The following is a 22,855-nucleotide window of genomic DNA, read 5'->3' as shown; positions in this document are numbered from 1 at the left end:
TGAGGCAATGTGCTCGTTGACGTACCTGATGATGTCGGCTTTGGCGATAAATTCGCTGTAACAATTTAGACGAAAGAGGGTTTATTTCTCTGATAAACATCATATGAAACTGTAATTAACTCATAATTTTGCCGGAAATATCATTATACTATGTATTGGTGTAATTAATTCTGTCTAACTACTTATCAGTGAGAGAATGGCGTTGTCCGTCCTGCCAATTGCTAAATGGGCGGGATGAAAATGCCGCCAAAAATATTTGTGCGGTTGGGGCATCAACCGCTAAGTTAGGCGATGTCAGACGGGCGAGAGCCTGCAATTGCTGTTTGACCTTAGAATCCCCGTGCCTGATTGCCGGGGAGTATGTCAAAAAAGTTATTACTAAAGGCTGATCTAAGTTTGGCTTTAAGTTGGCACGATCGACTTAATGAGCGATCGAGCAATTGGAAAGTTGAAAACCATGATTGAATCTTGGATGATTATCGGCGGCGTGACTTTCTCAGTCGCCTTCGGCACTCTGTTTTTTAAACTGCGCGATATTAACTGGGCTGTCAAACTTCAAAGACCGGATTGGATGTTTTTTGAGCCTGCTATTCCGTTAATTTGGACAGTGATTTTTGCTTGCGGGGCCGGCAGCGCTACTTTCGTGTGGGAACAGGAACCCGGTAGTCTCAAAACCTGGCTGCTGATGGCTTTGTACTTGCTTTTAGAAATTGTAACAGTTGCTTATATTCCTGCTACTCTCAGAGCCAAAAGTCTCAAAGTAGGGACGATTTTGGGAGGGGCTGGCGAGATTGTGGGATCTGTGTTGGCGTTGGCTGTTTTGCCAATTTCTCAAACCGCCGCTTTGTTACTTTTGCCTTACGTGATTTGGGGTGCGATCGGCACTTATACCACTTGGGAAATGATTCAGTTAAACCCGGAAGCTGCATAAATATTCGGTGTTCTTCGGCGCACCCTACATACTATAACGCTCTTTTCTTCTCTTCCTTCATATCCTTAGCGTCTTCGCGGTTCGTTAAAAAAACATTGTTAATAATAGCAAATCCGTGCTAGCGGGTTAACCCACCCGAGAAAGTGAGGAAATCCGCTTAACAGTGTGTGGGTATTTGATGAGAAAATAGATGAATAAAACTGCTTTAAATCAAAGGATGACAGTTATCAATGGCCATTAAAGACCAGCCCCAAGCACCTCGTTTTCGCCAAATTAGCAATATTTTGTTATTGCTCTCAAGTTTGTTTTTGCTGGCAAACATCTTTTTACCGAATTTGTTCGGCCCTCAAATTCCGCAAGTACCTTACAGCTTGTTCGTCCATCAAGTACAAGAACAAGATGTAGTCCGAGCTTCGGTAGGTCAAAATGAAATTCGCTACCAACTCAAAGGTGAAGGCGACAAACCCGGTCAAGTGCTGTCAACTACGCCGATTTTTGACCTGGAATTACCTAAACTTTTACAAGAAAAAGGCGTTGAATTTGCGGCAACTCCTCCTTCCAAAAATGGCTGGATCGGCAGTGTTTTAAGCTGGGTAGTTCCGCCGCTGATTTTTGTGGCGATTTTTCAATTTTTCATGAACAGACAGGGCGGTGGGCCGCAGGGCGCGCTGTCGCTGGGCAAAAGCAAAGCTAAGGTCTATGTAGAAGGCGAATCGGCGAAAATTACTTTTGCTGATGTGGCTGGAGTAGAAGAGGCTAAAACTGAATTAGTCGAAGTTGTTGAATTCCTGAAAACTCCTGACAGATTTACGGCAATTGGCGCGAGAATTCCGAAAGGTGTGCTGTTAGTCGGGCCTCCGGGAACTGGCAAAACTCTGTTAGCTAAAGCAGTAGCTGGTGAAGCTGGCGTGCCGTTTTTTAGCATCTCCGGTTCGGAGTTTGTGGAACTGTTTGTAGGTGTTGGTTCTGCAAGAGTTAGAGATTTATTTGAGCAGGCTAAGAAACAGGCTCCTTGTATTATTTTCATAGATGAATTGGACGCGATCGGCAAATCTCGTAGCAGTAACGCTAGCTTCGGTGGGAATGATGAACGCGAACAAACTCTCAATCAATTATTAACTGAAATGGATGGTTTTGCAGCGGGCAATACTACGGTAATTGTGCTGGCTGCAACTAACCGCCCAGAAAGTTTGGATGCTGCTTTGTTGCGTCCTGGTCGTTTCGATCGCCAAGTTTTAGTCGATCGCCCCGATTTATCTGGCCGCGAAGAAATTTTGAACATTCACTCTCAAAAAGTGAAGTTGGGCCCGGATATTGACTTGAAGGCCGTCGCCACTCGTACCCCCGGTTTTTCGGGCGCAGATTTGGCAAATTTGGTCAATGAAGCTGCTTTGTTAGCCGCTCGTAACAAGCGACTAACTGTGGCGCAGGAAGACTTTTATGAGGCGTTTGAGCGCGTTGTAGCTGGCTTGGAAAAGAAAAGCCGGGTGCTCAATGAAAAAGAGAAAAAGATTGTAGCTTACCACGAAGTCGGGCACGCGATGGTGGGTGCTGCGATGACGGGCGGCGGCGAAGTGTCAAAAATCTCGATCGTCCCGCGCGGTATGGCTGCATTGGGTTACACGTTGCAAGTACCCACTGAAGACCGTTTCTTGTTAGATGAATCGGAATTGCGCGGTCAAATTGCAACTTTGCTGGGCGGGCGATCGGCTGAGGAAGTTGTGTTTGGTAGCATTACTACTGGCGCTTCAAATGACTTGCAAAGGGCGACTGATTTAGCTGAACGGATGGTGACAACTTACGGGATGAGTAAGGTTTTGGGGCCTCTAGCTTACGATCGAGGTCAACAATCAATGTTCCTCAATGACGGTATGGGAAATGCCCGCCGTGCGGTAAGTGCTCAGACTGCTGAGGCGATCGACCAAGAAGTGAAGGAAATTGTCGAAACTGCACATCAGCAAGCTGTGGATATTCTGACAGCAAATCGAGAGTTGTTGGAAACAATTACGCAGAAACTGTTGGAGACTGAGGTGGTGGAAGGTGATGCACTTCGCGAATACCTCGGTCAAGTGCGGCCTTTAGATAAGGTTCCGGCTTCAGTTTAATAGGGTTTAATTAAACCGCCGATGAACGCAGATGATTCCAAATCATCTGCGTTTTTCTGTCTTAAATTCTAAACTTTCAAGCAGAAGTCCTGGGGACAGGTGCGCTGTAGCGTTCCTTTTGTAGTGAGGTCTTCATCTTCTGTTCTTCGATGACACGGGTTTTGTACAATTCTCGCATTAACTTTTTCGTAATAGTTGAAAGTAATTGAATTTGCGGTGGTTGGCTTTGCGGCTTTGTGCGCTCCAACAGCAGGCGGGTTAATGTTTCTGCTCAAGCTGTGCTTTCAAATCCTGACAGCGTTGCAGAAAGATCAGCCCACTGAAACAGACAAGAGCAAACAGAAAAACCCGCGTTTGTGCGATCGCCAGTAATCGTATGAAGGGAGAGCAATCACAGGGTACTCTCCCTGATACTCAAATTTCTTCTTATTCGTTTTCCCCTCGTACCACAGCGAGCATTATAAACATACAAAAACCCGGCTGCTTAAAAACACCGGGTTTCTCCATATTGTTGCTGCATTTTTGATGATCAAACTCCGTTGATGTAAGCCATAACAGGAGAACCTTGCTGCTGCTGCTGCGCGATTTCCAAAAGGCGTTGAATGCGATCCTCTGTCGGCGGGTGAGTGCGGAAAAGTGACTGCAAACCTTTAGTCGAAAAAGGATTCACAATCAGCAGCGGCGACATGGCAGGATTGCCGTGCATGGGAATTTCATGACCCAGTTTCTCCAACTTCTGCAGCGCGTTTGCTAAGCCGATCGGGTTATTGGTAATTTCCACCGCACCGCTGTCTGCTGCAAATTCCCTCGTCCGAGAAATCGCCAATTGAATTACGGTTGCTGATAGCGGTGCTAAAATGATTAAAAATAGCAAACCAAACGGATTCGCGCCTTGTCGGCTATCCCGCGTTACCGGGCCGTAAAGCGCTCCAAAAGTCAGAATTCGCCCGACAAATGTAATGGCACCGGCAATTGTTCCTGCAACTGCTTGAGTGAGGGTGTCGCGGTTGCGGATGTGGGTGAGTTCGTGCGCTATAACGCCTTCCAATTCTTCGCGGGAAAGCAGCTTGATGATGCCTTCAGTAACTGCTATTGTCGCGTGTTCCGGGTCTCTTCCTGTGGCGAATGCGTTCGGAGATTGAGTGGGAACTAGAAATATTTTCGGCACCGGAATTTGGGCTTTTTCGCTCAGCGATGCTACCATATCGTAGATTTCTGGTGCTTCGCTGCGGGCGATCGGCTGAGCGCGGTAAGCCATTAACGCGGCCGTGTCGGAATAGTACCAAGAGCTAAAACTTGAGAAGGCGGCTAGCGCTAAACCGATGTAAAGTCCTTGCTCGTTGCCGATTAAATAATAACTTCCTAAAACGAGAAGGCCGCTTAGGAGTCCTAAGAGAGCGGCTGTTCTGAGTTGATTTGTTCCTAGCATGGCGGGTTGAGGGCGATCGCTATTTTGAGATTTTTTATCTTGTAATTAGATTTTCATATTTGCGGGCGATCGCGCCTCTATCTGCCGAAATAACTGCTGCCGCCAATAGTAGTATTTCACTTTTTCAGTCAGAAACTGGGAATCCATCGGGAGGATATCTCGCCTGCTCTCAAGAGGCGGTAGAGCCACAGGATATGACATTTCCAGGCTCTGCTTGGAAACGAGATTAAACGAGATAACCATTCTAAAGACCCTTTAACTGCAATTACCGTATAATTGGTTAATATGACATATAGCCTTTCTCAGAAAGATGAGGTACAATAACAGCAGTGTGTAAACCAGTTAAAAATATTTGACGATGTAACTTGACCGAACGCAAACTAAGAGTGCTTTTGCTAATTCTTGATAATTAGTAGTCTTGATAGAACGGAGAATGATTTTAAGTTTTGACCACAGATTTTCAATTGGTGAAAAATCTGGTGAATAAGGAGATAAGTATATTAATCTTGCCCTTTTTTTTCGATCGCTTTTTTCACTTCTTCTCCCAAGTGAATGGGACAATTATCCATCACTACACAAGCCCCTTTCCATAGTTTTGGCACAAGTTTTCTGATGATAAAAGCTTCAAATGTAATTGCATCAGTTGGGCCTATTAGATTAACCGATGTCAAAATTTCTTTAACTGACATTGCTCCAATTATTGAGACATTTTTACCACGTTTAGTTGGTTTTGGCCCCTTGGCTCTTTCACCTTTTAAAGCTCTGGCATATAACCTAACCATTGCCAAATTAACTCCCGATTCGTCAATGAATATTAAGTCTTTTAAACTAATCTCTTTAATTTTTTCCCAGAACTCACACCGTAGGAGTTGAACTCGGTCGGTGCCTTTGTCTGAAGGGAACAGAGTTTTTTTTTGACAGTAATATCTAAGAGTTTTATCATTCTTGCTATTGTTGCTCTACTAACGGAAAATCCAATTTTCTCATAAAGTAAATAACGAAGTTCTTCAAGAGTTGCATCATTATTTTCTTCAATCAATTGGGCCAATATGAGTAGTTGCTCTGCATTCAGTTTGCCTTTGACTCCACATCGGTCAGTTCGCGGAGTAATGTTTTTTGTTTCACGATATTGTTTAAGCAATTTTTGTACAAAGCTGAGGGCTACAGAAAAACGCTTAGCTATTGCTTTTTGTGAAATCGGTTCAGTATGATAAGTATCAAGAATTTTTTGCCTAAAATCAATCGAATAAGTTTTCATTTTTAACAATGTATGAAGAGGAGTACAAGGAAACGTGTTGTAAGTCAACAAGATCGTGCTGTCAGAAAAATGCTATTATGTGTGCTATCGCTTTCGCGTGGCTTGTGCGTAACCATATAATTATAGTTCATTCGATCGTGTGTTCTCTGTTTGACCCTCACGAATGAGTGTCAGTAACATCATACCTCATCTTTGTGAGAAAGGCTATAGTAAAAATTCCACATAAATCATGACTATCGATATAGAGATTTTTCAAACTGTTGTCAAGATGCCAGAATCTCTCAAACAAGAGATATTGCATTATGCAAAATATTTACTTGAAAAACACGCAAAAACTGAATCATCTCAAGAACAACTTGGACAACCTCATGGTTATGGTAGTTGGGCCGGTCAGATCGTTATGTCTGATGATTTCGATCTACCGCTGGAAGATTTAAAGGAATATATGTAACATGGAATCCCTTTGAGATACTGATGCCTTTCTGTTGCAGCAACTATCTTATGATTGGTATGGCGATCGTGTTGGGCTGATAAAAGGCTAATGGCAAGACTCTATTATCGAGGCATGGCAGAAGAAAACGGTAAACCCAAAATGGGACGCAACGCGAGGCTACTGGGAGTCAGACCCAGTATTGACATTGATGTTGAGCAAGTGCCCAAAGACTGGTTGGATGAACAAGGTTATTTACTACCAGAAACAGAACGCAAATCTTCAGAGGAGTCTGTCACTGTAGTTATTAGAAACACAAAAGGAATGTCTGTATCCCTCTCTATCGAAGGCTTACCACCATTCCGCAAACCCCCAAAATTTGGCGGAACAGGAAAAGATCCTCTTTGGCAGATTGACGACAGCAAGATCCTCGGAGATATTGAAGCTGTGCAAGATAGTCCAACTCATGTGAGTATTTTGCCAAGCGCTACAATGCTTTTAGAGAAATATGAAGCAGCCCTGGCCCAGACACAGAACGAATGGGAGAAAGTTTGATAGTTTAATTTAGTCAACGGGAGAACAGCAATGGCATGGGTGTTTAGCTTATCGGCTGAATGTGGCACAAAGCAATCTGAAGCACAGCAATTTGCTCAATATTTCAATGAAATTTCCTGGGTGATTTCAAACGGTAGACATTCCCAATGTCGGGCAGAAACTTTTCAGGATATAGAAGAAAATTGGTGGTGTAGAGTTTGTCCAAGTGGCATTAGTGAAATTGGGATTGATACTCCCGAAAGTGCTTATTTAATGACAGAAATAGGTATTTTTATGTATCAGAGTTTGCGGTTTGCTCCACCGTTTCGGTATGCTTTAGTTGGTGTGGAAGTAGATGAATTTAGAACCTACAGCGAATTGATCGAAGAGTCTGCGTTGGTTTTTCCAGGCTTGGTTTTAGCTGAAGCTGTTTGGCAAGCCACTGGATCATCTTCGGTTTTTCGAGCGTTCAGTCTTGGATATGTTTGGAAGCCCTATGAAGGTGAAACTTATAGACCACTAATCGCATCGCCTGACCTAAAGAACAAGTTTGATGAATTGTTGAGTGTGGGGTAAATCTCTTCAATCACCCAGAGGATATTTTTGTTCAAGCAATTTAGATACCCGACTTGTTTAAGAAGTCGGGTATCTGGGTATTAGGTTGAATTCTCCAACCCTAAACCGCTTGCACTTGCTTTTCCTCAACAGCAACAGGTTCTTGATATACAGTTTGAGACTCATTAGCCAAAAAGTCAGCCAATTGAGCTTCAATTTCATCCCGTACAATCTGGCGGTATTCGAGGAAATGCTCGTTGTGAGCGCACACTGTCAAATAATGATCCCAAACTGCAGGATTGCGCTTGAAAATGCTAAACAAATGATGCCAAAACTTCCAGCGAGTTTTGCGCTTGACTCCCTGCCGCCAAACCACAGTTAGCAGTGCTCGCAAGTCTATCCAACTGGGAATTCTTGCAGGTATATTTGCTGTAGGTGCACCCAACATTAAGAAATGGCGATAAGTCCGGTCTAAATATTTCTCAGCATCGTACACTTCGCAAAATGCTTCGACATATTCGCGGGCAATATCTTCGAGAGGCCGCGTCGGGATAAAGTTCATTAAAGTAGTCTGATTGAGGTTGCCAGATTTGTCGCGCAACCGCCCTTCTTTTGCTAGTCTGTGGGACAATGCCGTGTGCGGCAAAGCTTGCAACATTCCAAAGGTTGTGCTCGGAATTGCTGCTGCTTCGGCAAACTGGACAATCCGCTGACCGGCACCGGGTTTTTCGCCGTCAAATCCGATGATAAATCCGGCCATTACTCGCAAACCTGATTTAGCAATTAACTCTACGGATTCGATCAGGGAATTGCGGGTATTTTGGAATTTTTTCGTCATTTGCAGGCTTTCTTCATCGGGAGTTTCAATCCCTAGAAACACTGCATTAAAATTGCACGCTACCATCATATCCATCAATTCTTGGTCTTGGGCTAAATCGATGGATGCTTCTGTGTTGAAAGTAAACGGGAATTTGTGTTCTTCTTGCCAGACTTTTAAGTCTTTTAGCAACAGTTTGACGCTGCGTTTATTGCCGATAAAGTTGTCGTCTACCATGAACACGCCGCGCCGCCAGCCTAAGTTGTAGAGACAGTCTAGTTCTGCGATCAATTGTTGTGGTTCTTTCGTGCGGGGTTTGCGGCCGTAGAGGACGATGATATCGCAGAATTCGCACTGGAAGGGACAGCCTCGGGAAAATTGAATTGACATCGAGTCGTAGGCGTCTAATTCCAGCAAATCGAAGCGGGGAACCGGGGTTGTGGTAACATCGGGTTTTACGCCGTCCGATCGATAAATTCCGCTTTTTTCGCCGCGCCCTATTGCTTCGACAAACATCGGCAAGGTGATTTCGCCTTCGTCGAGAATCAGGTAATCTATGCCTGCTGCTTGAGGTTCTTCTGGTACGGAAGTCGGGTAGGGGCCACCGCAAGCTACGGATTTACCGCGCCGTTTTGCTTCGCGAATTATGTCTAGCAAATCTTCTTTTTGGACAATCATTGCGGACAGAATAACGAGCTCTGCCCATTCCCATTCTGCTTCGGTGATTTGTCTGATATTGCGATCGACTAACTTAAATTCCCACTCTTGGGGTAAAATAGCTGCTACTGTTACCAAACCCAGCGGTGGCAGCAGCACTTTACGATCGACTAATTCTAGGATTTTCTCGTAAGACCAAAATGTTTTCGGAAACAGCGGGTAAACTAGAAGAACTCGCATTATATGTTAAACCTCACATCAGTAAACAACTTGCGATCGGGCTGGCGTGTTTGAAAGTTCGATCGACTCTCAAGACTTCATGTTAAGGCTAAAATTACGATTTTGCACTCGATCGAATATCTGGCGAGGGGTCACACCCCCTAAGACAAACAAAATGAGCGCAATTTTTAGCTTGCAGTTCCCTGTTAAAGTTTGCAAATGCTGATATCTTATCGTATTTGACCCTTGATTGACGATAATCGCATTTAAAAAGCATGGGACTAAGGCAAAAAAGAATTTGAAAAACTTACTTTATTTGTAAAATGCGCCGCGGCGCACCCTACATATATCTCGTAAAGTGCTTATGGTGCGGCCTACATTAGTAGTTTGATGTACATTTCCTCTTCCTTTTTCCTCAACATTTATCCCTTAAATCCGTTACCTCCGTTAAATCCGTTACAAAATCCGCTGCCGAACTTCCTTCTTCCCTAATTTGAATCTTTGCCGGGAATCCCGCTAGTTCTTAACATATCGGCAACTGTGCCGCAGTAACTCGGCATTCCTATGCTTTCGGGATTCACAAGATTTTGATAAGTAAAATGGCGGTAGCTGATGCAAAATCTATCCCAAGCAGCCACCTGAATTCGGAACAGCCAAATAAAGAAATTGGCTAGCCAAGATGAAAGAGTAATCCGAAAAAAGATTTTTTTATTCAAATACTGGCAAGCTTGTTCTACCACTTCGTTAGCTGTAATCGCCGGATTTCCTAGCACAAAATGTCGCGGTTCATCGGAAGCAGGCGGATGTTCAACTAAATAATTAACTACTTTAGCAATATCTGCGCCGTGGATGAAGTGAAAACTGCCATCTGCCTTAAACCAGCGAATCAAACCAATCCATTTTGCGACAAGTGGGAGACCAGATGACAAGTGAGAAACTGGTTTTTCGGCGTCTCCTCCCAATACTAATGTCGGGTAAAGTGCCGTAATTGGAGGCACATTTGTCAAAGCTGACAGATGCACCATGCAGTTGTATTTTGAACTAATATAATCTGTCCCCAGTTCCCCGGCTTCTTTCAGCAAATTGTTGTCTCGACCTAGAATGCTGGCTGTTGAAAAATAAATTACTTGTTGGCAAGTCTGTGGCGAAAGTAGTTGAATTAGCTGGAGAGTTTTCGTTACGTTAACGTCAAACACTTCTTGAGTTCCTCCCCAAGCAGTGGCAGCTAAAATTGCGACATTAATTGTTTGCAAAAGTTCGGCGTGTTGCTCGATATCTCGCATATCGCCTTGTAATATATGGATGCCGGGGCGGGCTTTCCAGTCAAATTTTAATTTTTCGGGGTTGCGAACTAAGAGGTAAAGTTCGTGGTTTGTTTCTTGAATCAAAGTTTCGGCCATGTAGTGACCGATACAGCCACTTGCACCCGTCACAAAAATTTTTTTTGAGTTCATTTTGCCGCAGGGGAAGAGGGAGGATTTGACGCTTTTAAGGGCGGTAGGGAAACGGCATTGCCTATTAGTGTCAACTTAAGCCTAAAGTCCATGAGGAATATCGCTTTTATTAGAGTCCAGATCCCCCTAAATCCCCCTTAAGAAGGGGGACTTTGAGTGCTTCCTGTCCCCCCCTTATTAAGGGGGGTTAGGGGGGTTAGGGGGGATCTAGACTTTGATACAAACAAGAGAGACGGTCGGTTTTACGTTAAGTTGACACCAATGGGTTCTTGGAGTGTCCCTACAAATATCAGGTCAGGTGCAATTAATCCGATTCGATCGGATTATAGAATCAAAATCCAATCAAGCAGCAACTGCAAGCAATTTGTCGGCTTGTTTTGCCGTTTCAAAGAAGAAACGCACGTTATCTTCGGGAGTTCCCGGTAACACGCCGTGTCCCAAGTTGAGGATGTGTCCGCGATGACCAGCTTTGCGAATTGTATCAAGAATTCGATCGCGAATAAACGGTTGAGAACCAAACAACACGCCCGGATCGAGATTTCCTTGAACGTTCATATTGGGGCCCAAACGTCGGCGCGCGTCTGCCATATCCACTGTCCAATCGACGCTGATGATATCCGCGCCGGATGTTGTCATGCGTTCGAGGAGGCCCGCACTACCGGTGACTAACAAAATTAGCGGGGTGTCGGGATGGGTTTTTTTGACTTGCTCGAACACCTGTTTCTGGTAGGGTAAAGCGAAAGTGTCGTAGTCTTGCGGGGAAAGTTGGCCGGCCCAGGAGTCGAACATTTGCACTACTTGCGCGCCGCAGTCGATTTGATAGCGCACGTAAACGGCGATCGCATCGGCGAATTTCGACAGCAACTGATGCAGTAAAGTTGGATCGGAAAATGCCATGTTTTTGATAATTGCATAATCCTTAGAACCTTTGCCCTCAACCGCATAAGCCGCCAGCGTCCACGGCGCGCCCACAAAGCCGAGCACGGTGGATTTGTTGCCGACTTCCTCGCGCAGGGATTTGAGGATTGTTTTGATAAACGGCAAGCTTTCTTCCGGGTTCAGCGGTTGCAGGTTGTCGATTTGCTGCTGAGTGCGAATGGGTGCGTGAATAATCGGCCCTTTGCCTTCGGCGATGTCCATGTCAATACCCAAACCGGGCATGGGGGTGACAATATCGGAAAACAGAATTACGCCGTCGGGTTGAAACGCGCGCCACGGCTGGAGGGAAACTTCGATCGCAACTTCGGGAATTTCGGAACGTTCGCGAAACGAGGGATACTTTTCTCGCAAATCTCGATAAGCCTTCATGTAGCGGCCGGCTTGACGCATCATCCACACGGGCGGGCGGTCTAGGGTTTCGCCGCGGGCTGCCCGCAACAACAAGGGAACTTCATTTAATGCTGACATCTTAACTTTTCTCTGATTTAGGTATTTTAATGCCTTTGGTAGCTTACCACTGTGCGATCGTCCTTTTTGACAAAAAATTCATCTGTCAGCGGGGAGGGAGATCAGGGGAGTGGCTGAGTTCGATAGCAACCTTCTGGCACGGTCAAGGAATTCTTAATAGCTGAAACTCTTGTTAATAGGGAATTTTCACATCCACCCTTCTGCTACAATGACAATGCAAACTAACAGAAGCCGCGACCGCGACCTCAAGCAGACGAAGCATCTAGCACTGGCGCAGCAGCAAAGCGCCCAAAATCAGCACGGCGAGATAAAAATATGTTTTTTGACAATTGGTTTGAAATAATTCGGATTTTGACGATCGGCGTTTCCGCTTACGCCGCGCTGATTTTTTTGCTGCTAGTTTCCGGCAAGCGAACTCTGTCGAAGTGGAATGCCTTCGATTTCATCGTTACCATCGCGCTTGGTTCGACGCTGGCGACTGTCATCATGTCAAAAGACGTTTCGTTGGTCGAGGGCGTTTTCGGACTCGGCTTACTCATCGGGCTGCAATTCATCGTCACGTGGCTTGCGGTGCGGGTAAAGTGGGTAAAAAATCTCATCAAAGCCGAACCTACTATGCTGCTCAGCCAAGGCCAATTTCTGCCTGTGGCGATGCGGCAGCAGCGCGTGAGTGAATCGGAAATTCGGGCGGCGATTCGGGGGACGGGCAGCGCGTCGATCGAAGAAATCGAAGCAGTCGTGCTAGAAACCGACGGCAGCATGAGCGTTATCAAAAAATCTCCGAACAATTCGCGATCGGCTCTCCAAGATGTAGCTTAGGAATGAAAAATAGCTGGAACGACGGTATTTCATCGATGCCCTCGCAGCATTGCTGGGCAAGGGTTTCAGCGATTTTTTTTTTTCGGGGTTGAAGGAGTTTTGACGGATATTTTGGGAACCCTCGCAAATGGTCTCTGGACATCTTGCGCTGTATAGGGTGTCTGATGGAGGTCTCCCCACTCGCTGGGGAAACTAATTGAATGGAAACTAACAGCACAGTATCTTCTCCAAAAAGATTGAGAGCTTCACTCCCCACTCGCTGGGGAAACTAATTGAATGGAAACTGACTGCTTCCATTGTAGAAGCATCGAAATTATCACTCCCCACTCGCTGGGGAAACTAATTGAATGGAAACCACCTCATGGAGCGTGGTATAGGTGTTACTCTACAGACTCCCCACTCGCTGGGGAAACTAATTGAATGGAAACATTATCTACTTACAGTGATGGCTGTTGGGGAACCACCTACACTTAACTAACCCATGAGACTTCCTTTCGATGAAGGAGGGGAAGTGTTCATTTCCTGCTACATTTAAATTGATATTCAGGCGTACCTTTAACCAGTACGCAAGGTACAAGCCAAGGATTATACCTACAAACAAACCTAAGCACTTGACTACCATATCATCTCCTTGTTCACCAGGATAGTGCTAACAGGATTGATGCCTCTGGGCATGATCCAGAGGCACCACGAACATACTCTCCACTCGCTGAGGAAACTAATTGAATGGACACTAGCGAGGCAAAGAAACCCGATTTCTACCAAGAAACCGGGTTGATGAACCCGCGCTATAGTCCAAAATATAGAACCGATGAAGCACAAATCCTGCGATTGCTTCGTTCCTCGCAATGACAAGAAACAGTCTTCGCAATGACAAGAAATAGTCCTCGCATTGAGAAGAAACAACTTACCTAGTCACGCAGACTCCGCCCACCACTACCCGACATTGATCTGGGCCCGCATCGAATCTATTATCATTCCGCCTCGCCGAATCTAAATCTCTAGTCCGCGAATTGTAGTAATAATCTCCCGCCGGAAACCTTCTAGTCGGGACAGCGCAGTAAGTCGAGTCTTGATTTCCATCGTCAAACCTTACTCTCACCATAGAACGTCTCTCGCGACAATCAACAGACCGCAAGTCAAAATCATCTTGCAGAAGCTGTGCTCTGTCATATTGACCGTCATTTCGATCGTTATCTCGCCTCGTATACCAATCGTCCCGCGAATTGCGAGATCGTCTGTCGCCCCCATCAATTCCCGAAACTTCCAGCGTGTAGCTACCGCCTCTGGCTGCATCTTTTGCTAACACTAACAGTTTATAATCGCCACTACGGGGAATTTGATAATTAAAAGAACGGTCTTGCGTAAAAGCGACTTGTTTGTTGTTCCCATAAAACAACACCATCACGGGAGTAAAACCGCGACTTCTATCTGTATCTAAAAACACTTCAATGTTGTCGCCTTCCCGAGCGTTGAATGTGTATTCTTGGCCACGCAATTCTTCTGTCGGAGAGCCGGGTGTCCACATATTCCGAAAACGGTAGATCGGAGAAGTACGGCGAATTACTCCGTCAATGCGATCGTTATTCTGTATCTGTTCGCCAACTGCACTAGACGAAATGCCAGTGAGTGCCAATCCTGCAACTAGCACAGCGGCAGCAATACTGTTTAACAAGTTGTGAGTTCTCATATCAACCTCTCGAAAATTTTAAAATCTTTTTGCTTTTTTTGTGCCGACATTTGCATACACAATCCATTTTAAATGTAATTTCTGCCAACCGTGTCAACCTCACCCAACCCGGCTATTTAGCTGGTGCAAAATCTCATGTTAAAGTTATAGACGTTGATCCCTAATCTAAAGTTGCGATCGATCGCCACAAATCAGCAACCCCGATTCAGCGTCAAGACTCGCCATAATTCCCATCGGTAAAGCAGCGTTAACTCCCTCGTGCCCGAAGGGCAAATCCGAGACAATCGGAATATTCAAGTCCCCCAGCCGATCGCGCAAAACCTCTTCAATGCTAAAACTGGGAATACTCGGCTCAATCTCGCAGCGACTGAAGCGCCCCAAAGCAATGCCCCGCACCCCAGCGAAAGCCCCCGCCATCCGCCACAAAGTCAACATTCGATCGACCCTGTAAGGAGCCTCGGAAACATCCTCAAATGCGAGAATAACCCCGGTCAAATCCGGTTGATACGGGGTTCCGAGCAAATGAGAAGCTACCGTCAGATTCGCCGGAAACAGCCGCCCGGTGGCTTTCCCGCTGCCCCATCCTTTCCCTTGCAAAGATTGTAAGGGACGACCTTCTATGCAGTCAAAAAGTCGATCGACAGACCAATCCGGTTCATCCGCCAAAGTTGTCAGCATCGGCCCGTGAACGCCCCAAACACCCAATTTAGCCTGATTCCACAGCAAAGCAGTAATATCTGAAAAGCCGATTAACCATTTCGGCGAATGGGAATCGGGAGTTGGAAATTGGGAATTTTCCGCCTTTCCCACATTTCCTTTTTCCAAAAGTCGAGTGCTGCCGAAACCGCCACGAACACACAGAATACCGCGACAATCCGGGTCATTGAGGGCCTCTGCTAGCTGTCGGACGCGGTTTTCATCGGAACCTGCCAAATAGCCCCAGCGATCGTCAAAACCCAGTGTTAATTCAACTCGATAGCCGCGAGATTTCCAAATTTCTACACCCTTTTCAAAGTTGGTTGATTCTCGCAAAGTGCCACTAGGGGCAATTACTTTGAGCAAATCTCCTGGTTGCAGAAATTTTAGGTCAGTCATTTGTTATTAGTTATTAGTTATTAGTTATTAGTTATATCGTGTTTGGTGAATCGAGCGTAATTCTATAGGGGCGGGTTTTACAGACAATTTATGACTAAAACAGACTATCTCGAAAACCCGCCCCCACCCACCCATAAATACAAACCTACATTTTCGGATTCGATGCAAATTTCAGGTTGATTTGGGTTATCGGTTGTGGCGGGGCGGGTTTATCTAGATTGTTGATTATCGTTAGATATTGTCTGTAAAACCCGCCCCTACCGGATCTGGTTGATTATTGATTTAGGAGTGAGTTTTTGAGATTATTTGTTAATGATTGCTACGGCAAAGTTAGAATTTCCACCCCAGAATCAGTCACAGCCAGAGTGTGCTCGAATTGAGCCGAAAGCTTTCCATCCTTAGTGATAGATGTCCAACCATCGGCGAGAATTTCCACTTCCCAAGTACCCTCATTAATCATCGGCTCGATCGTAAAAACCATGCCTTGTCTGAGCTTCTTTCCCGTGCCCCGCTTGCCGTAGTGCAGAATTTCCGGTTCAGTGTGAAAGACTCGGTGAATCCCGTGTCCCGCAAAATTTCGCACTACCGAAAAGCCCTGTGCTTCAGCATATTCTTGAATCGCTGCACCGATGTCACCGGTACGAGCACCCGGTTTGACTTCCGCAATTCCTCTTCTTAAACATTCCTCGGTTACTTCAACTAACTTTTTCGCTACCGGTGAAGGTTTCCCGACAAAAAAAGTCTTGGAAGTATCGCCATGATAACCATCAACTAAAGGCGTTACATCAATATTAATAATATCCCCTTCTTTAAGAATTTGTTTCGCATTAGGGATGCCGTGACAGACTACTTCATTGACGCTTGCACACAGAGATTTGGGAAATCCTTTATAGCCTAGCGGAGCGCTTTTGGCTCCATGTGCCAAAGTCCAGCGTTCGGCTTCGTCGTTAATTTCTAAAGTGCTGACACCCGGTTTAACCATTGGTTCGAGATGTAGCAGAAGTTCGGCAGCTAAACGGCCTGCTTGGCGCATTTTTTCGATTTCTCTACTGGATAAAAGCACTAAACGTTCGGTTGCCATAGTTTTTTTCTGTTTCCTTTTTTTCTGGTCGCTTAAGAGTTTATTTAACTCAATTTGAGAATAGATTTGAACCAGTGTTCACAACGATCGCCCAAAGCTGCTAAAGAATATTCTACCTCTGCTTGTCGCCTGCAAGCGCTGCGGTCAATTTGGTCTAAGCGGGCGATCGCACCTACCAACCCATTTACACTATCAGGAGCCACTAAAAAGCCCGTCAGTCCGTCTCTAACAATTTCCGCCGGCCCCCCGCGCTCGTAAGCAATCACAGGCACACCGCACGCTAAAGCCTCGATCGCGACATTTCCGAAAGCTTCCACCCAACGTGGTGTCATCAACAATGCTTGACACTCTCGGACTTGCTCTTGCATTTGAGTTGTTGTCAGAAACCCTAAATATTCTACCGGAGCATCCGGGTAATCAGCACAAATTTTTTGCCAATAATCCTCATCTTGCATTTTGCCCATAATTTTCAGGGGAATGCCTGTAATTTTCGCTGCTGCTACTGCATCTTCTACGCCTTTTTCCGGGGCGATGCGGCCTAGCCAAGCTAATTTAGACTGCGGTTTGTCGCAAAATTTGTACAGGGATAAATCTATGCCATTTCCCAACAACTGACATTCATCGGCAAAGGCGAATGTTTTGGCTTGAGAAGCGGTGTGAACTCCGATCGTACCAGGAAACTTGAGGGCGGTTTGTCCGGCGATGTGATCGAGGGCTGCGGAAAGGGAGCCCATGCTGATCAAATGTGCGATCGGAGTCCTAAAAAATGGTGTCAAATAAAACGGCAGCCAATCGTAGGCAAAATTAACAATGACATCCCATTCATCCTGAACTTGGCGAGCATATTCCCACATATTCGCCAGCACCGAATCTGCGGGCATCACAATAGGATCATTGTAATCTTGTGTTTGGGCGGTTACTTGCAAATCACCAGTTATTTCGATTACTGGAATTGATTCTAAGACTGAACCTACGGGCGCTACAACTGCTATCTTATGACCACGACTCTGCAATTCTTTAGCAATGTTAAGGACTGTAAGTTCGACACCGCCACCCAACCCCGAACCTAGTTGACCTACCGAAGTTGACAGGAACAATAGTTTTAAATGGTTATTAGTCATTAGTCCTTAGTCATTAGTCAGCATTCACTAATGTTAACATAATCTAAATTATAAATTATCCCATCTCAAATCTCTATTTTTAAATTATTTAAAAATTGCTACATTTATTAATCCATCCCAGAACGCGGACGGAGGCGGTTCAACTGATTGATTGCCCAACGAGCAGTTTCCTGAACTTCTGGATCGGGATCGTCCGTCGCACGGTGCAACAAGTAACTGATTTGATTCACCAATTCGTAAACCCGCGTCAAGTCCCGAATTGCATTTTTACGCACTTCGGGATTTTCATTTTGCAGGGAAATTGACCAGGCATTATTCATGGGTTTGAGCGTGCGAATGCCAATTTCCGAGAGACTTGCCAAAATTAAACTGTACTGCTTCGAGTCGGAATTTGGTAGCAAATCGAGCAACGGCTCAACTGCTCTGGAATCTCCCCGCTGGCCTAGTTCCCAAATTGCTTTGCCCCTCTTTGCGGGATTTAGCTGCTGCAAATCTTCAATCAGTGCTTCAATAATATCAACTTTAGGTCTACCATCCGTTTCGGGAAGGGCAATACCTTTCTTCTTCGCTAGGGAATCGCCTTGATTAGTTGTTTCGGGAATGTTGAAACCTGTACTGCTGTACCCATTGCTGTGAGTTTCCAAGGGCGAGGTGTCGGAATTAATTTGATCGCCCTCGACTGCTGCATCCTCGGATTCTGGTTCCCCGGATTCCTTGCTAAAAGGTCGATCGCTGCTTTCGAGACTGTTGTCTTTTGGCAAATCCAAAGGGTAAGGAAAGGCTGACAGCGGTTTTGATCGCCCAAAAGAACCCTCTTGCTGTGTAATTGCGTGCGAGTTTGTAGGAGAGTCGGGATTAGTAAATTGAGAGTTTTTTTGGTTGTGGCGCTCTAATCTTCCCCGTCTTCGCTTAGGATAATTTGACTCGTCACTGCTAACTAATTTGAGCATGATAAATACTGCCGCTGCCGTAACGACAACTGCTGCCAAACCCAACATTAAGAACCCCCGCTGACGAGACAAAATGACGATCAAATTGGATACCGATTTCGGGATCTTAGAATTAGATTTGGATGTTTTGGACGGCTGAGATTTGTTTTTATCGGGCGCTGGAGACGGTTTTGGAGGCTTGGAATCCTGGCGATCGTCCGGGGGAGAGTTCGCCTGAGCAATTTCTTCGGAAACAGCCCGGTAGGAGGCATTGAGTACCTGGTGTCCTTCGTCGGCACTTGGACTGAACGCAGCGCCCAGACAGGCAATGCAGGTGAACAAACATACAGAGGAGCGGTAATGCGCCATAAGACTCAATCCAGGTTTTGAGAGGCAACGCCGCATGACGAGCTTTAGTTTAACCTTGAGTTAGCTCGATCCTAGCTGCTATGGGCTTAACTAACTTACAAATACCACCAGACTAGCTAAAAACCCTGGTTTGAGAGGGCACTGAGCCAGATCTTATAAGCACAATTGTGTCATTGACGTGCAACTCCTTTAAATAATTAGTTTAAAACGAACCACTACATCGGCGGCCACGACTTTAGCAGTGGCATCCCGAAAGTTGATTGCAGCTCATCTCACCTACGTGCAGTGTGCAGTGCAGGCCCCGCAGCACAGCACTGCGAGGGCGCTAGCAGACGATCGTGGCTAGCTGTCGATTTCTTACTAATAGCGTGGCATGACCAAAAGTTTAACAAGCTTCCGAGCCTGCGGGTGGATCGTTTTTGTGTGAATTTGGGCCCAAGTGGGACAGGGGGATTGGCACTGGTAAGGAGAAACTCGGTTTTTTCGTTAATTCTTCGCTGCTAAACCGCATATTTTCCGTACATTCCAGGATGCACTCTCGACGCTCATAAACCAGTTTTATTTACCAAAAATGCTGTAAGAAAGAGAGCGCTGATTTGACCGATGTTAATTTGAAGGGGACAATTATGCCGGATAGAAGTGTTTGGGCGATCGACTAAGATAACCGTTAGGAAATATTGTAGTCAGTTAGCAAGCGCCAAAAATCATACTATCTTGTAAAAGTAGGGTCGGATTTAGTTAGGAGCTATAGTGAGAGCCAGTAGACCGTTTCACGCAGGCGCCCTCTGCCAACGTTCTGTTTATTTGTACCCACTTACTTAAGTTAAATCAATCGGTATTTAATGCTGTGCCGCCAAATTTGATATAAGATCGAGCTAAATTTCTAGTGTGAGAGTAGAGGCATTTGTGAGCCAACAAGATATTTTAAATTTAGCAAAAGAAGGCGATGCCAGGGCGATCGCATTTCTGATCAGCCAAGCACTCCAAAGCTTCGGCGTCACGGCTAAAGCCAGCCGGGAAAATGACACCCTGCACCTGCTGCTGGAAGCAGAACATTTGCCTGCAGAAGAAGCCTGTCTCCGAGTCGCAGTCAAAGGGTTGCAGCGGCTGCAACCAAATAACCTTTACTCAGTGACAGTTTACGGGCGGCGCGGCGGCGAGCAATTGCCCGCTTGGACCCAGACGGTAGAATTAAAAAAACGCCCGACTCCCGCAGCCGTGAGTGCATTAGTTGCCGTGAATGCAGCAGTAGCTGCGAGTGCAGCAGTAGCAGCTAGTGTAGCCGCTTCTCCGATTCCTGTGACTTTGCCCAAGCTAGAAAAAACTCAAAATGTCACAACTGCGACCACTCAAACATTAGAAAAATCTCCGCCCCAACCCCTTAAAATCCCAACTCGAAAATCCCCAAATCAAAGGCAGCAAAAGCCATCACCGCAGCCAGAATTAGCAGGCACTAAAACTAAAAAATCAGGGGTATCAGTCGGTGCTGCGAGTCTAATTCTCGTGCCGATATCCGGCTTTGTTCTGGCTTCTCAACTTTACAAATCCTCAACCACCGCTACTAATAACCCTCTAACGTCAAAGCCTGCGGTACAAGAAGTGAGAGCGACACCAGCACCAGCAGCCTCTGCCAAACCCCTTCCACCTCCAAAACCGCCCTCCCCTGCAGCCAAAAAACCTGCCATTTTGCCCGCCACTGTCAGCATCAAAGCAGTTGGTGACATGATCCCCGGCACAAATTATCCCTACAACAAACTGCCGGCAAAAAAAGAGATGTTATTAGAGTCGGTAAAACCCTACCTCCAAGGAGCTGATATTCTGTTTGGCAATTTTGAAAGCACGATGACCGATTATCCTTACAGTTCCAAAGCAGGCGGCGGACGAATGCTGTTTGCCTTTCGGACGCCTCCGAGTTATGCCAAAATTTTCAAAGATGTTGGTTTTGATATTTTGAATGTTGCCAACAATCACTCTTACGATTTTAACGAGCAGGGATTTAATGACACAATTAAAAACATCGACAGCAATGGCATGAAGGCTGTTGGTAAAAGAGATCAAATTGTGTATCAAAATGTCAAGGGCGTCAATTTTGCCTTTATCGGTTTCAGCAACTACGGCGAAGTTCACAATTCCTTGCTGGAACTGAAAGCGGGAGCCGAAGTTGTCAAAAAAGCCAAGCAAAACGCTGATATTGTAGTGATATCAGTTCATGCTGGAGCTGAAGGAACGGGAGCTCTGAATGTGAGAAATAAAACTGAATTCTTTTACGGAGAAAACCGGGGAAATATGGTTTTGTTTTCGCGGACGATGATTGATGCGGGAGCCGATTTGATTCTGGGTCATGGCCCGCACGTTACCAGAGCTATGGAGCTTTATAAAGGTAAATTGATTGCTTATTCCCTGGGAAATTTTTTGGGTTATCGCACTTTGTCTTCAGCAGGAACACTCGGTCAATCTCTAATTTTGGATGTGAAAATGACTCCGCAAGGGGATTTTGTTTCTGGTAAGATTATCCCCGTCCAACTTGACGGGCGAGGTATTCCGGCTGTTGATAACAAATTTAGGACTGTGGGGTTGATTAACCGTTTGACAAAGAGCGATTTTCCCAATAGCGGTTTGACAATTGATGACAAGGGGCAAATTTTGAAAAAGAGTAAGTAGTCAGTAGTCATTAGTCATTAGTCATTAGTCAGTAGTCAGTTGGTAGCGGGCACTCACAGGCACCACCCCTACCTACTGCCTACTGACTGCTCATTTCTTTCAAAGCTTCTTTCATTTCGTCTGCTGTCGTCGTTGCCGTACCGAATTGACGCACGACAATACTAGCCGCCAAATTTCCCAAAACTGCCGCTTCCCAACCAGATGCACCGACGCACAAAGCTAAAGTCATTGCTGCTACAACTGTATCTCCAGCACCAGTTACGTCGAATACATCAGTCTTGTTAAAAGGGGGAATGTCCCAACTTTGAAGGGCAAATTCCCCCTTTTCACAAATGGATGTTGGAGGGGGTGAATTTTTGATTTCTTCGCCGTTGGCCCTTTCAAACAAAGTCATCCCTTCTTCGCCGCGAGTAATCAGGATTTTTTGAGCTTGAGTTAAGTTCAATAAATCGCGTCCTGCTTGCATTAAAGTTTGAGGGTTTTTGATAGCATATCCGACGGCTTGTTCGGCTTCTGGCAAGTTCGGAGTAAATAACATTGCTCCCGAATATCGCTGCAAATTTATTTGAGCGTCTACAATTGTTTTGCCGGGAACCACTGCCGATTCGATCGCCAAATTCGTCCAAACTCCGTCGCCGTAGTCGGAACAAACCACTGCATCTACTGTCGGTATTTGCTGCCGGATGTAGTCTGCCAATTGCAACTGCAAATCTAAATCCGGCAACTCGTCCGATTTGCGATCGACTCGGACAATCTGCTGAGTCACTGACTGCCGCGCGTGCCCGGAAATTCGAGTTTTGGTGACAGTTGGACGCTGCGAATCGATTAAAATCCCACCCGTATCAATTCCCGCCGCCTCAAAAATACCGCACAAAGCCTTTCCCTGGTCGTCTTTTCCCACCAAACCAGCAACTTTTACTTTGCCTCCCAGTTTGGCTAAATTATAGACAGCATTTGCGCCACCTCCTGGTACTTGCTGAGTATTTTCGTAGCGCAAAATCAACACAGGTGCTTCGCGGGAAATTCGCTCTACTTGTCCGGTAAGAAACTCGTCCAAGGTCAAATCTCCGATCGCTAATACCTGCGCTTGATCGAAGCAGTCTAATCTTTTCAATAATTGCTCTGTGGAGGCACGCAGTTGAGGCAAAAAATCGGAATAGTCGTTAGTCATTAACCAAAAAAATGAGACTGAGGAGTTGATAATTGAGTGTGGAACGAGCGGGAATTAAAAATCCTAATATAAATTAATAATTAATTTCCTCCCTTGTTTTATTTTTAACTTTTAATTGATTTT

The 22,855-nt window shown here is 45.6% G+C and carries 20 protein-coding genes and 2 pseudogenes; 9 read left to right on the top strand and 13 right to left on the bottom strand.

Going from position 1 to position 22,855, the window contains the following annotated elements; translation table 11 throughout:
• A pseudogene (locus QUB37_RS25015) lies at positions 1 to 103 on the bottom strand (IS630-like element ISMae24 family transposase); the annotation flags it as partial.
• Positions 104 to 188: 85 nt separating this feature from the next.
• Between QUB37_RS25015 and QUB37_RS29920 the strand changes: the two are divergent.
• From QUB37_RS29920 to QUB37_RS25000, 4 genes are all read left to right on the top strand, one after another.
• Entirely contained in the window at positions 189 to 389 is a 201-nt protein-coding gene (locus QUB37_RS29920) for a hypothetical protein (protein WP_445300059.1), read from the top strand.
• A gap of 35 nt (positions 390 to 424) precedes the next feature.
• Positions 425 to 931, top strand: coding sequence for a tryptophan-rich sensory protein (locus tag QUB37_RS25010; RefSeq protein WP_333167298.1), 507 nt, complete (start codon positions 425 to 427; stop codon positions 929 to 931).
• A gap of 230 nt (positions 932 to 1,161) precedes the next feature.
• The gene (ftsH4, locus tag QUB37_RS25005; protein ID WP_333167296.1) at positions 1,162 to 3,036 is read left to right on the top strand and encodes an ATP-dependent zinc metalloprotease FtsH4; all 1,875 of its coding nucleotides are present in this window, start codon (positions 1,162 to 1,164) and stop codon (positions 3,034 to 3,036) included.
• Between the two features lie 195 nt (positions 3,037 to 3,231).
• Positions 3,232 to 3,408 carry a hypothetical protein gene (locus QUB37_RS25000; RefSeq protein WP_333167294.1) on the top strand — a complete coding sequence of 59 codons (177 nt, stop codon included), beginning with the start codon at positions 3,232 to 3,234 and terminating at the stop codon, positions 3,406 to 3,408.
• Between the two features lie 157 nt (positions 3,409 to 3,565).
• Here QUB37_RS25000 and QUB37_RS24995 read toward each other — a convergent pair whose 3' ends face one another.
• From QUB37_RS24995 to QUB37_RS24985, 3 genes and pseudogenes are all read right to left on the bottom strand, one after another.
• Positions 3,566 to 4,465, bottom strand: a complete 900-nt coding sequence (locus tag QUB37_RS24995; RefSeq protein ID WP_333167292.1) for a M48 family metalloprotease — start codon at positions 4,463 to 4,465, stop codon at positions 3,566 to 3,568.
• 45 nt (positions 4,466 to 4,510) lie between these two features.
• On the bottom strand, positions 4,511 to 4,666 hold the full coding sequence (locus QUB37_RS24990) for a hypothetical protein (RefSeq protein WP_333167290.1): 156 nt from the start codon (positions 4,664 to 4,666) through the stop codon (positions 4,511 to 4,513).
• Between the two features lie 101 nt (positions 4,667 to 4,767).
• Positions 4,768 to 5,723: pseudogene (locus tag QUB37_RS24985) on the bottom strand (IS630 family transposase).
• Positions 5,724 to 5,952: 229 nt separating this feature from the next.
• Here QUB37_RS24985 and vapB point away from each other — a divergent pair.
• The 3 genes from vapB to QUB37_RS24970 all read left to right on the top strand — a co-directional run bounded on the left by vapB (position 5,953) and on the right by QUB37_RS24970 (position 7,263).
• Positions 5,953 to 6,174, top strand: coding sequence for a type II toxin-antitoxin system VapB family antitoxin (gene vapB / locus QUB37_RS24980; protein WP_333167288.1), 222 nt, complete (start codon positions 5,953 to 5,955; stop codon positions 6,172 to 6,174).
• A gap of 90 nt (positions 6,175 to 6,264) precedes the next feature.
• Positions 6,265 to 6,708: a Tse2 family ADP-ribosyltransferase toxin gene (locus tag QUB37_RS24975; RefSeq protein ID WP_333167286.1), complete on the top strand. Its 444-nt coding sequence runs from the start codon at positions 6,265 to 6,267 to the stop codon at positions 6,706 to 6,708.
• Positions 6,709 to 6,738: 30 nt separating this feature from the next.
• Positions 6,739 to 7,263 (top strand): hypothetical protein, encoded by a 525-nt coding sequence (locus QUB37_RS24970; RefSeq protein WP_333167284.1) that lies wholly within the window; start codon positions 6,739 to 6,741, stop codon positions 7,261 to 7,263.
• Between the two features lie 100 nt (positions 7,264 to 7,363).
• Here QUB37_RS24970 and QUB37_RS24965 read toward each other — a convergent pair whose 3' ends face one another.
• From QUB37_RS24965 to hemE, 3 genes are all read right to left on the bottom strand, one after another.
• Positions 7,364 to 8,956 (bottom strand): B12-binding domain-containing radical SAM protein, encoded by a 1,593-nt coding sequence (locus QUB37_RS24965; protein ID WP_333167282.1) that lies wholly within the window; start codon positions 8,954 to 8,956, stop codon positions 7,364 to 7,366.
• 467 nt (positions 8,957 to 9,423) lie between these two features.
• A complete protein-coding gene (locus QUB37_RS24960) occupies positions 9,424 to 10,389 on the bottom strand; it encodes an NAD(P)-dependent oxidoreductase (RefSeq protein WP_333167280.1) in 966 nt (321 codons plus the stop codon).
• A 342-nt stretch (positions 10,390 to 10,731) separates the two neighbouring features.
• Complete coding sequence (gene hemE / locus QUB37_RS24955; RefSeq protein ID WP_333046489.1) at positions 10,732 to 11,796, bottom strand: uroporphyrinogen decarboxylase; 1,065 nt, start codon at positions 11,794 to 11,796, stop codon at positions 10,732 to 10,734.
• Positions 11,797 to 12,111: 315 nt separating this feature from the next.
• Between hemE and QUB37_RS24950 the strand changes: the two genes are divergently transcribed.
• Positions 12,112 to 12,615: a YetF domain-containing protein gene (locus tag QUB37_RS24950; protein WP_333167278.1), complete on the top strand. Its 504-nt coding sequence runs from the start codon at positions 12,112 to 12,114 to the stop codon at positions 12,613 to 12,615.
• Positions 12,616 to 13,522: 907 nt separating this feature from the next.
• On the opposite strand, the gene QUB37_RS24945 is transcribed toward QUB37_RS24950, so the two are convergent.
• The 5 genes from QUB37_RS24945 to QUB37_RS24925 all read right to left on the bottom strand — a co-directional run bounded on the left by QUB37_RS24945 (position 13,523) and on the right by QUB37_RS24925 (position 18,900).
• A complete protein-coding gene (locus QUB37_RS24945) occupies positions 13,523 to 14,305 on the bottom strand; it encodes a hypothetical protein (RefSeq protein ID WP_333167276.1) in 783 nt (260 codons plus the stop codon).
• A 165-nt stretch (positions 14,306 to 14,470) separates the two neighbouring features.
• Positions 14,471 to 15,400 carry an LD-carboxypeptidase gene (locus QUB37_RS24940; RefSeq protein WP_333167274.1) on the bottom strand — a complete coding sequence of 310 codons (930 nt, stop codon included), beginning with the start codon at positions 15,398 to 15,400 and terminating at the stop codon, positions 14,471 to 14,473.
• A gap of 319 nt (positions 15,401 to 15,719) precedes the next feature.
• Positions 15,720 to 16,481 (bottom strand): type I methionyl aminopeptidase, encoded by a 762-nt coding sequence (gene map / locus QUB37_RS24935; protein ID WP_190659689.1) that lies wholly within the window; start codon positions 16,479 to 16,481, stop codon positions 15,720 to 15,722.
• A 44-nt stretch (positions 16,482 to 16,525) separates the two neighbouring features.
• On the bottom strand, positions 16,526 to 17,602 hold the full coding sequence (locus tag QUB37_RS24930; RefSeq protein ID WP_333167272.1) for a glycosyltransferase family 4 protein: 1,077 nt from the start codon (positions 17,600 to 17,602) through the stop codon (positions 16,526 to 16,528).
• Between the two features lie 107 nt (positions 17,603 to 17,709).
• Complete coding sequence (locus QUB37_RS24925; protein ID WP_333167270.1) at positions 17,710 to 18,900, bottom strand: HEAT repeat domain-containing protein; 1,191 nt, start codon at positions 18,898 to 18,900, stop codon at positions 17,710 to 17,712.
• Between the two features lie 906 nt (positions 18,901 to 19,806).
• Between QUB37_RS24925 and QUB37_RS24920 the strand changes: the two genes are divergently transcribed.
• Complete coding sequence (locus QUB37_RS24920) at positions 19,807 to 21,561, top strand: CapA family protein (protein ID WP_333167268.1); 1,755 nt, start codon at positions 19,807 to 19,809, stop codon at positions 21,559 to 21,561.
• Positions 21,562 to 21,640: 79 nt separating this feature from the next.
• Here QUB37_RS24920 and QUB37_RS24915 read toward each other — a convergent pair whose 3' ends face one another.
• Positions 21,641 to 22,732 (bottom strand): PfkB family carbohydrate kinase, encoded by a 1,092-nt coding sequence (locus tag QUB37_RS24915; RefSeq protein WP_333167266.1) that lies wholly within the window; start codon positions 22,730 to 22,732, stop codon positions 21,641 to 21,643.
• Positions 22,733 to 22,855: the final 123 nt, after the last annotated feature.

The organism is Microcoleus sp. AT3-A2, from assembly GCF_036705685.1.
Taxonomy (GTDB): domain Bacteria; phylum Cyanobacteriota; class Cyanobacteriia; order Cyanobacteriales; family Microcoleaceae; genus Microcoleus.
The sequence above is the reverse complement of the archived record's forward strand: the minus strand, read 5'-3'. Positions and strand labels throughout refer to the sequence as shown.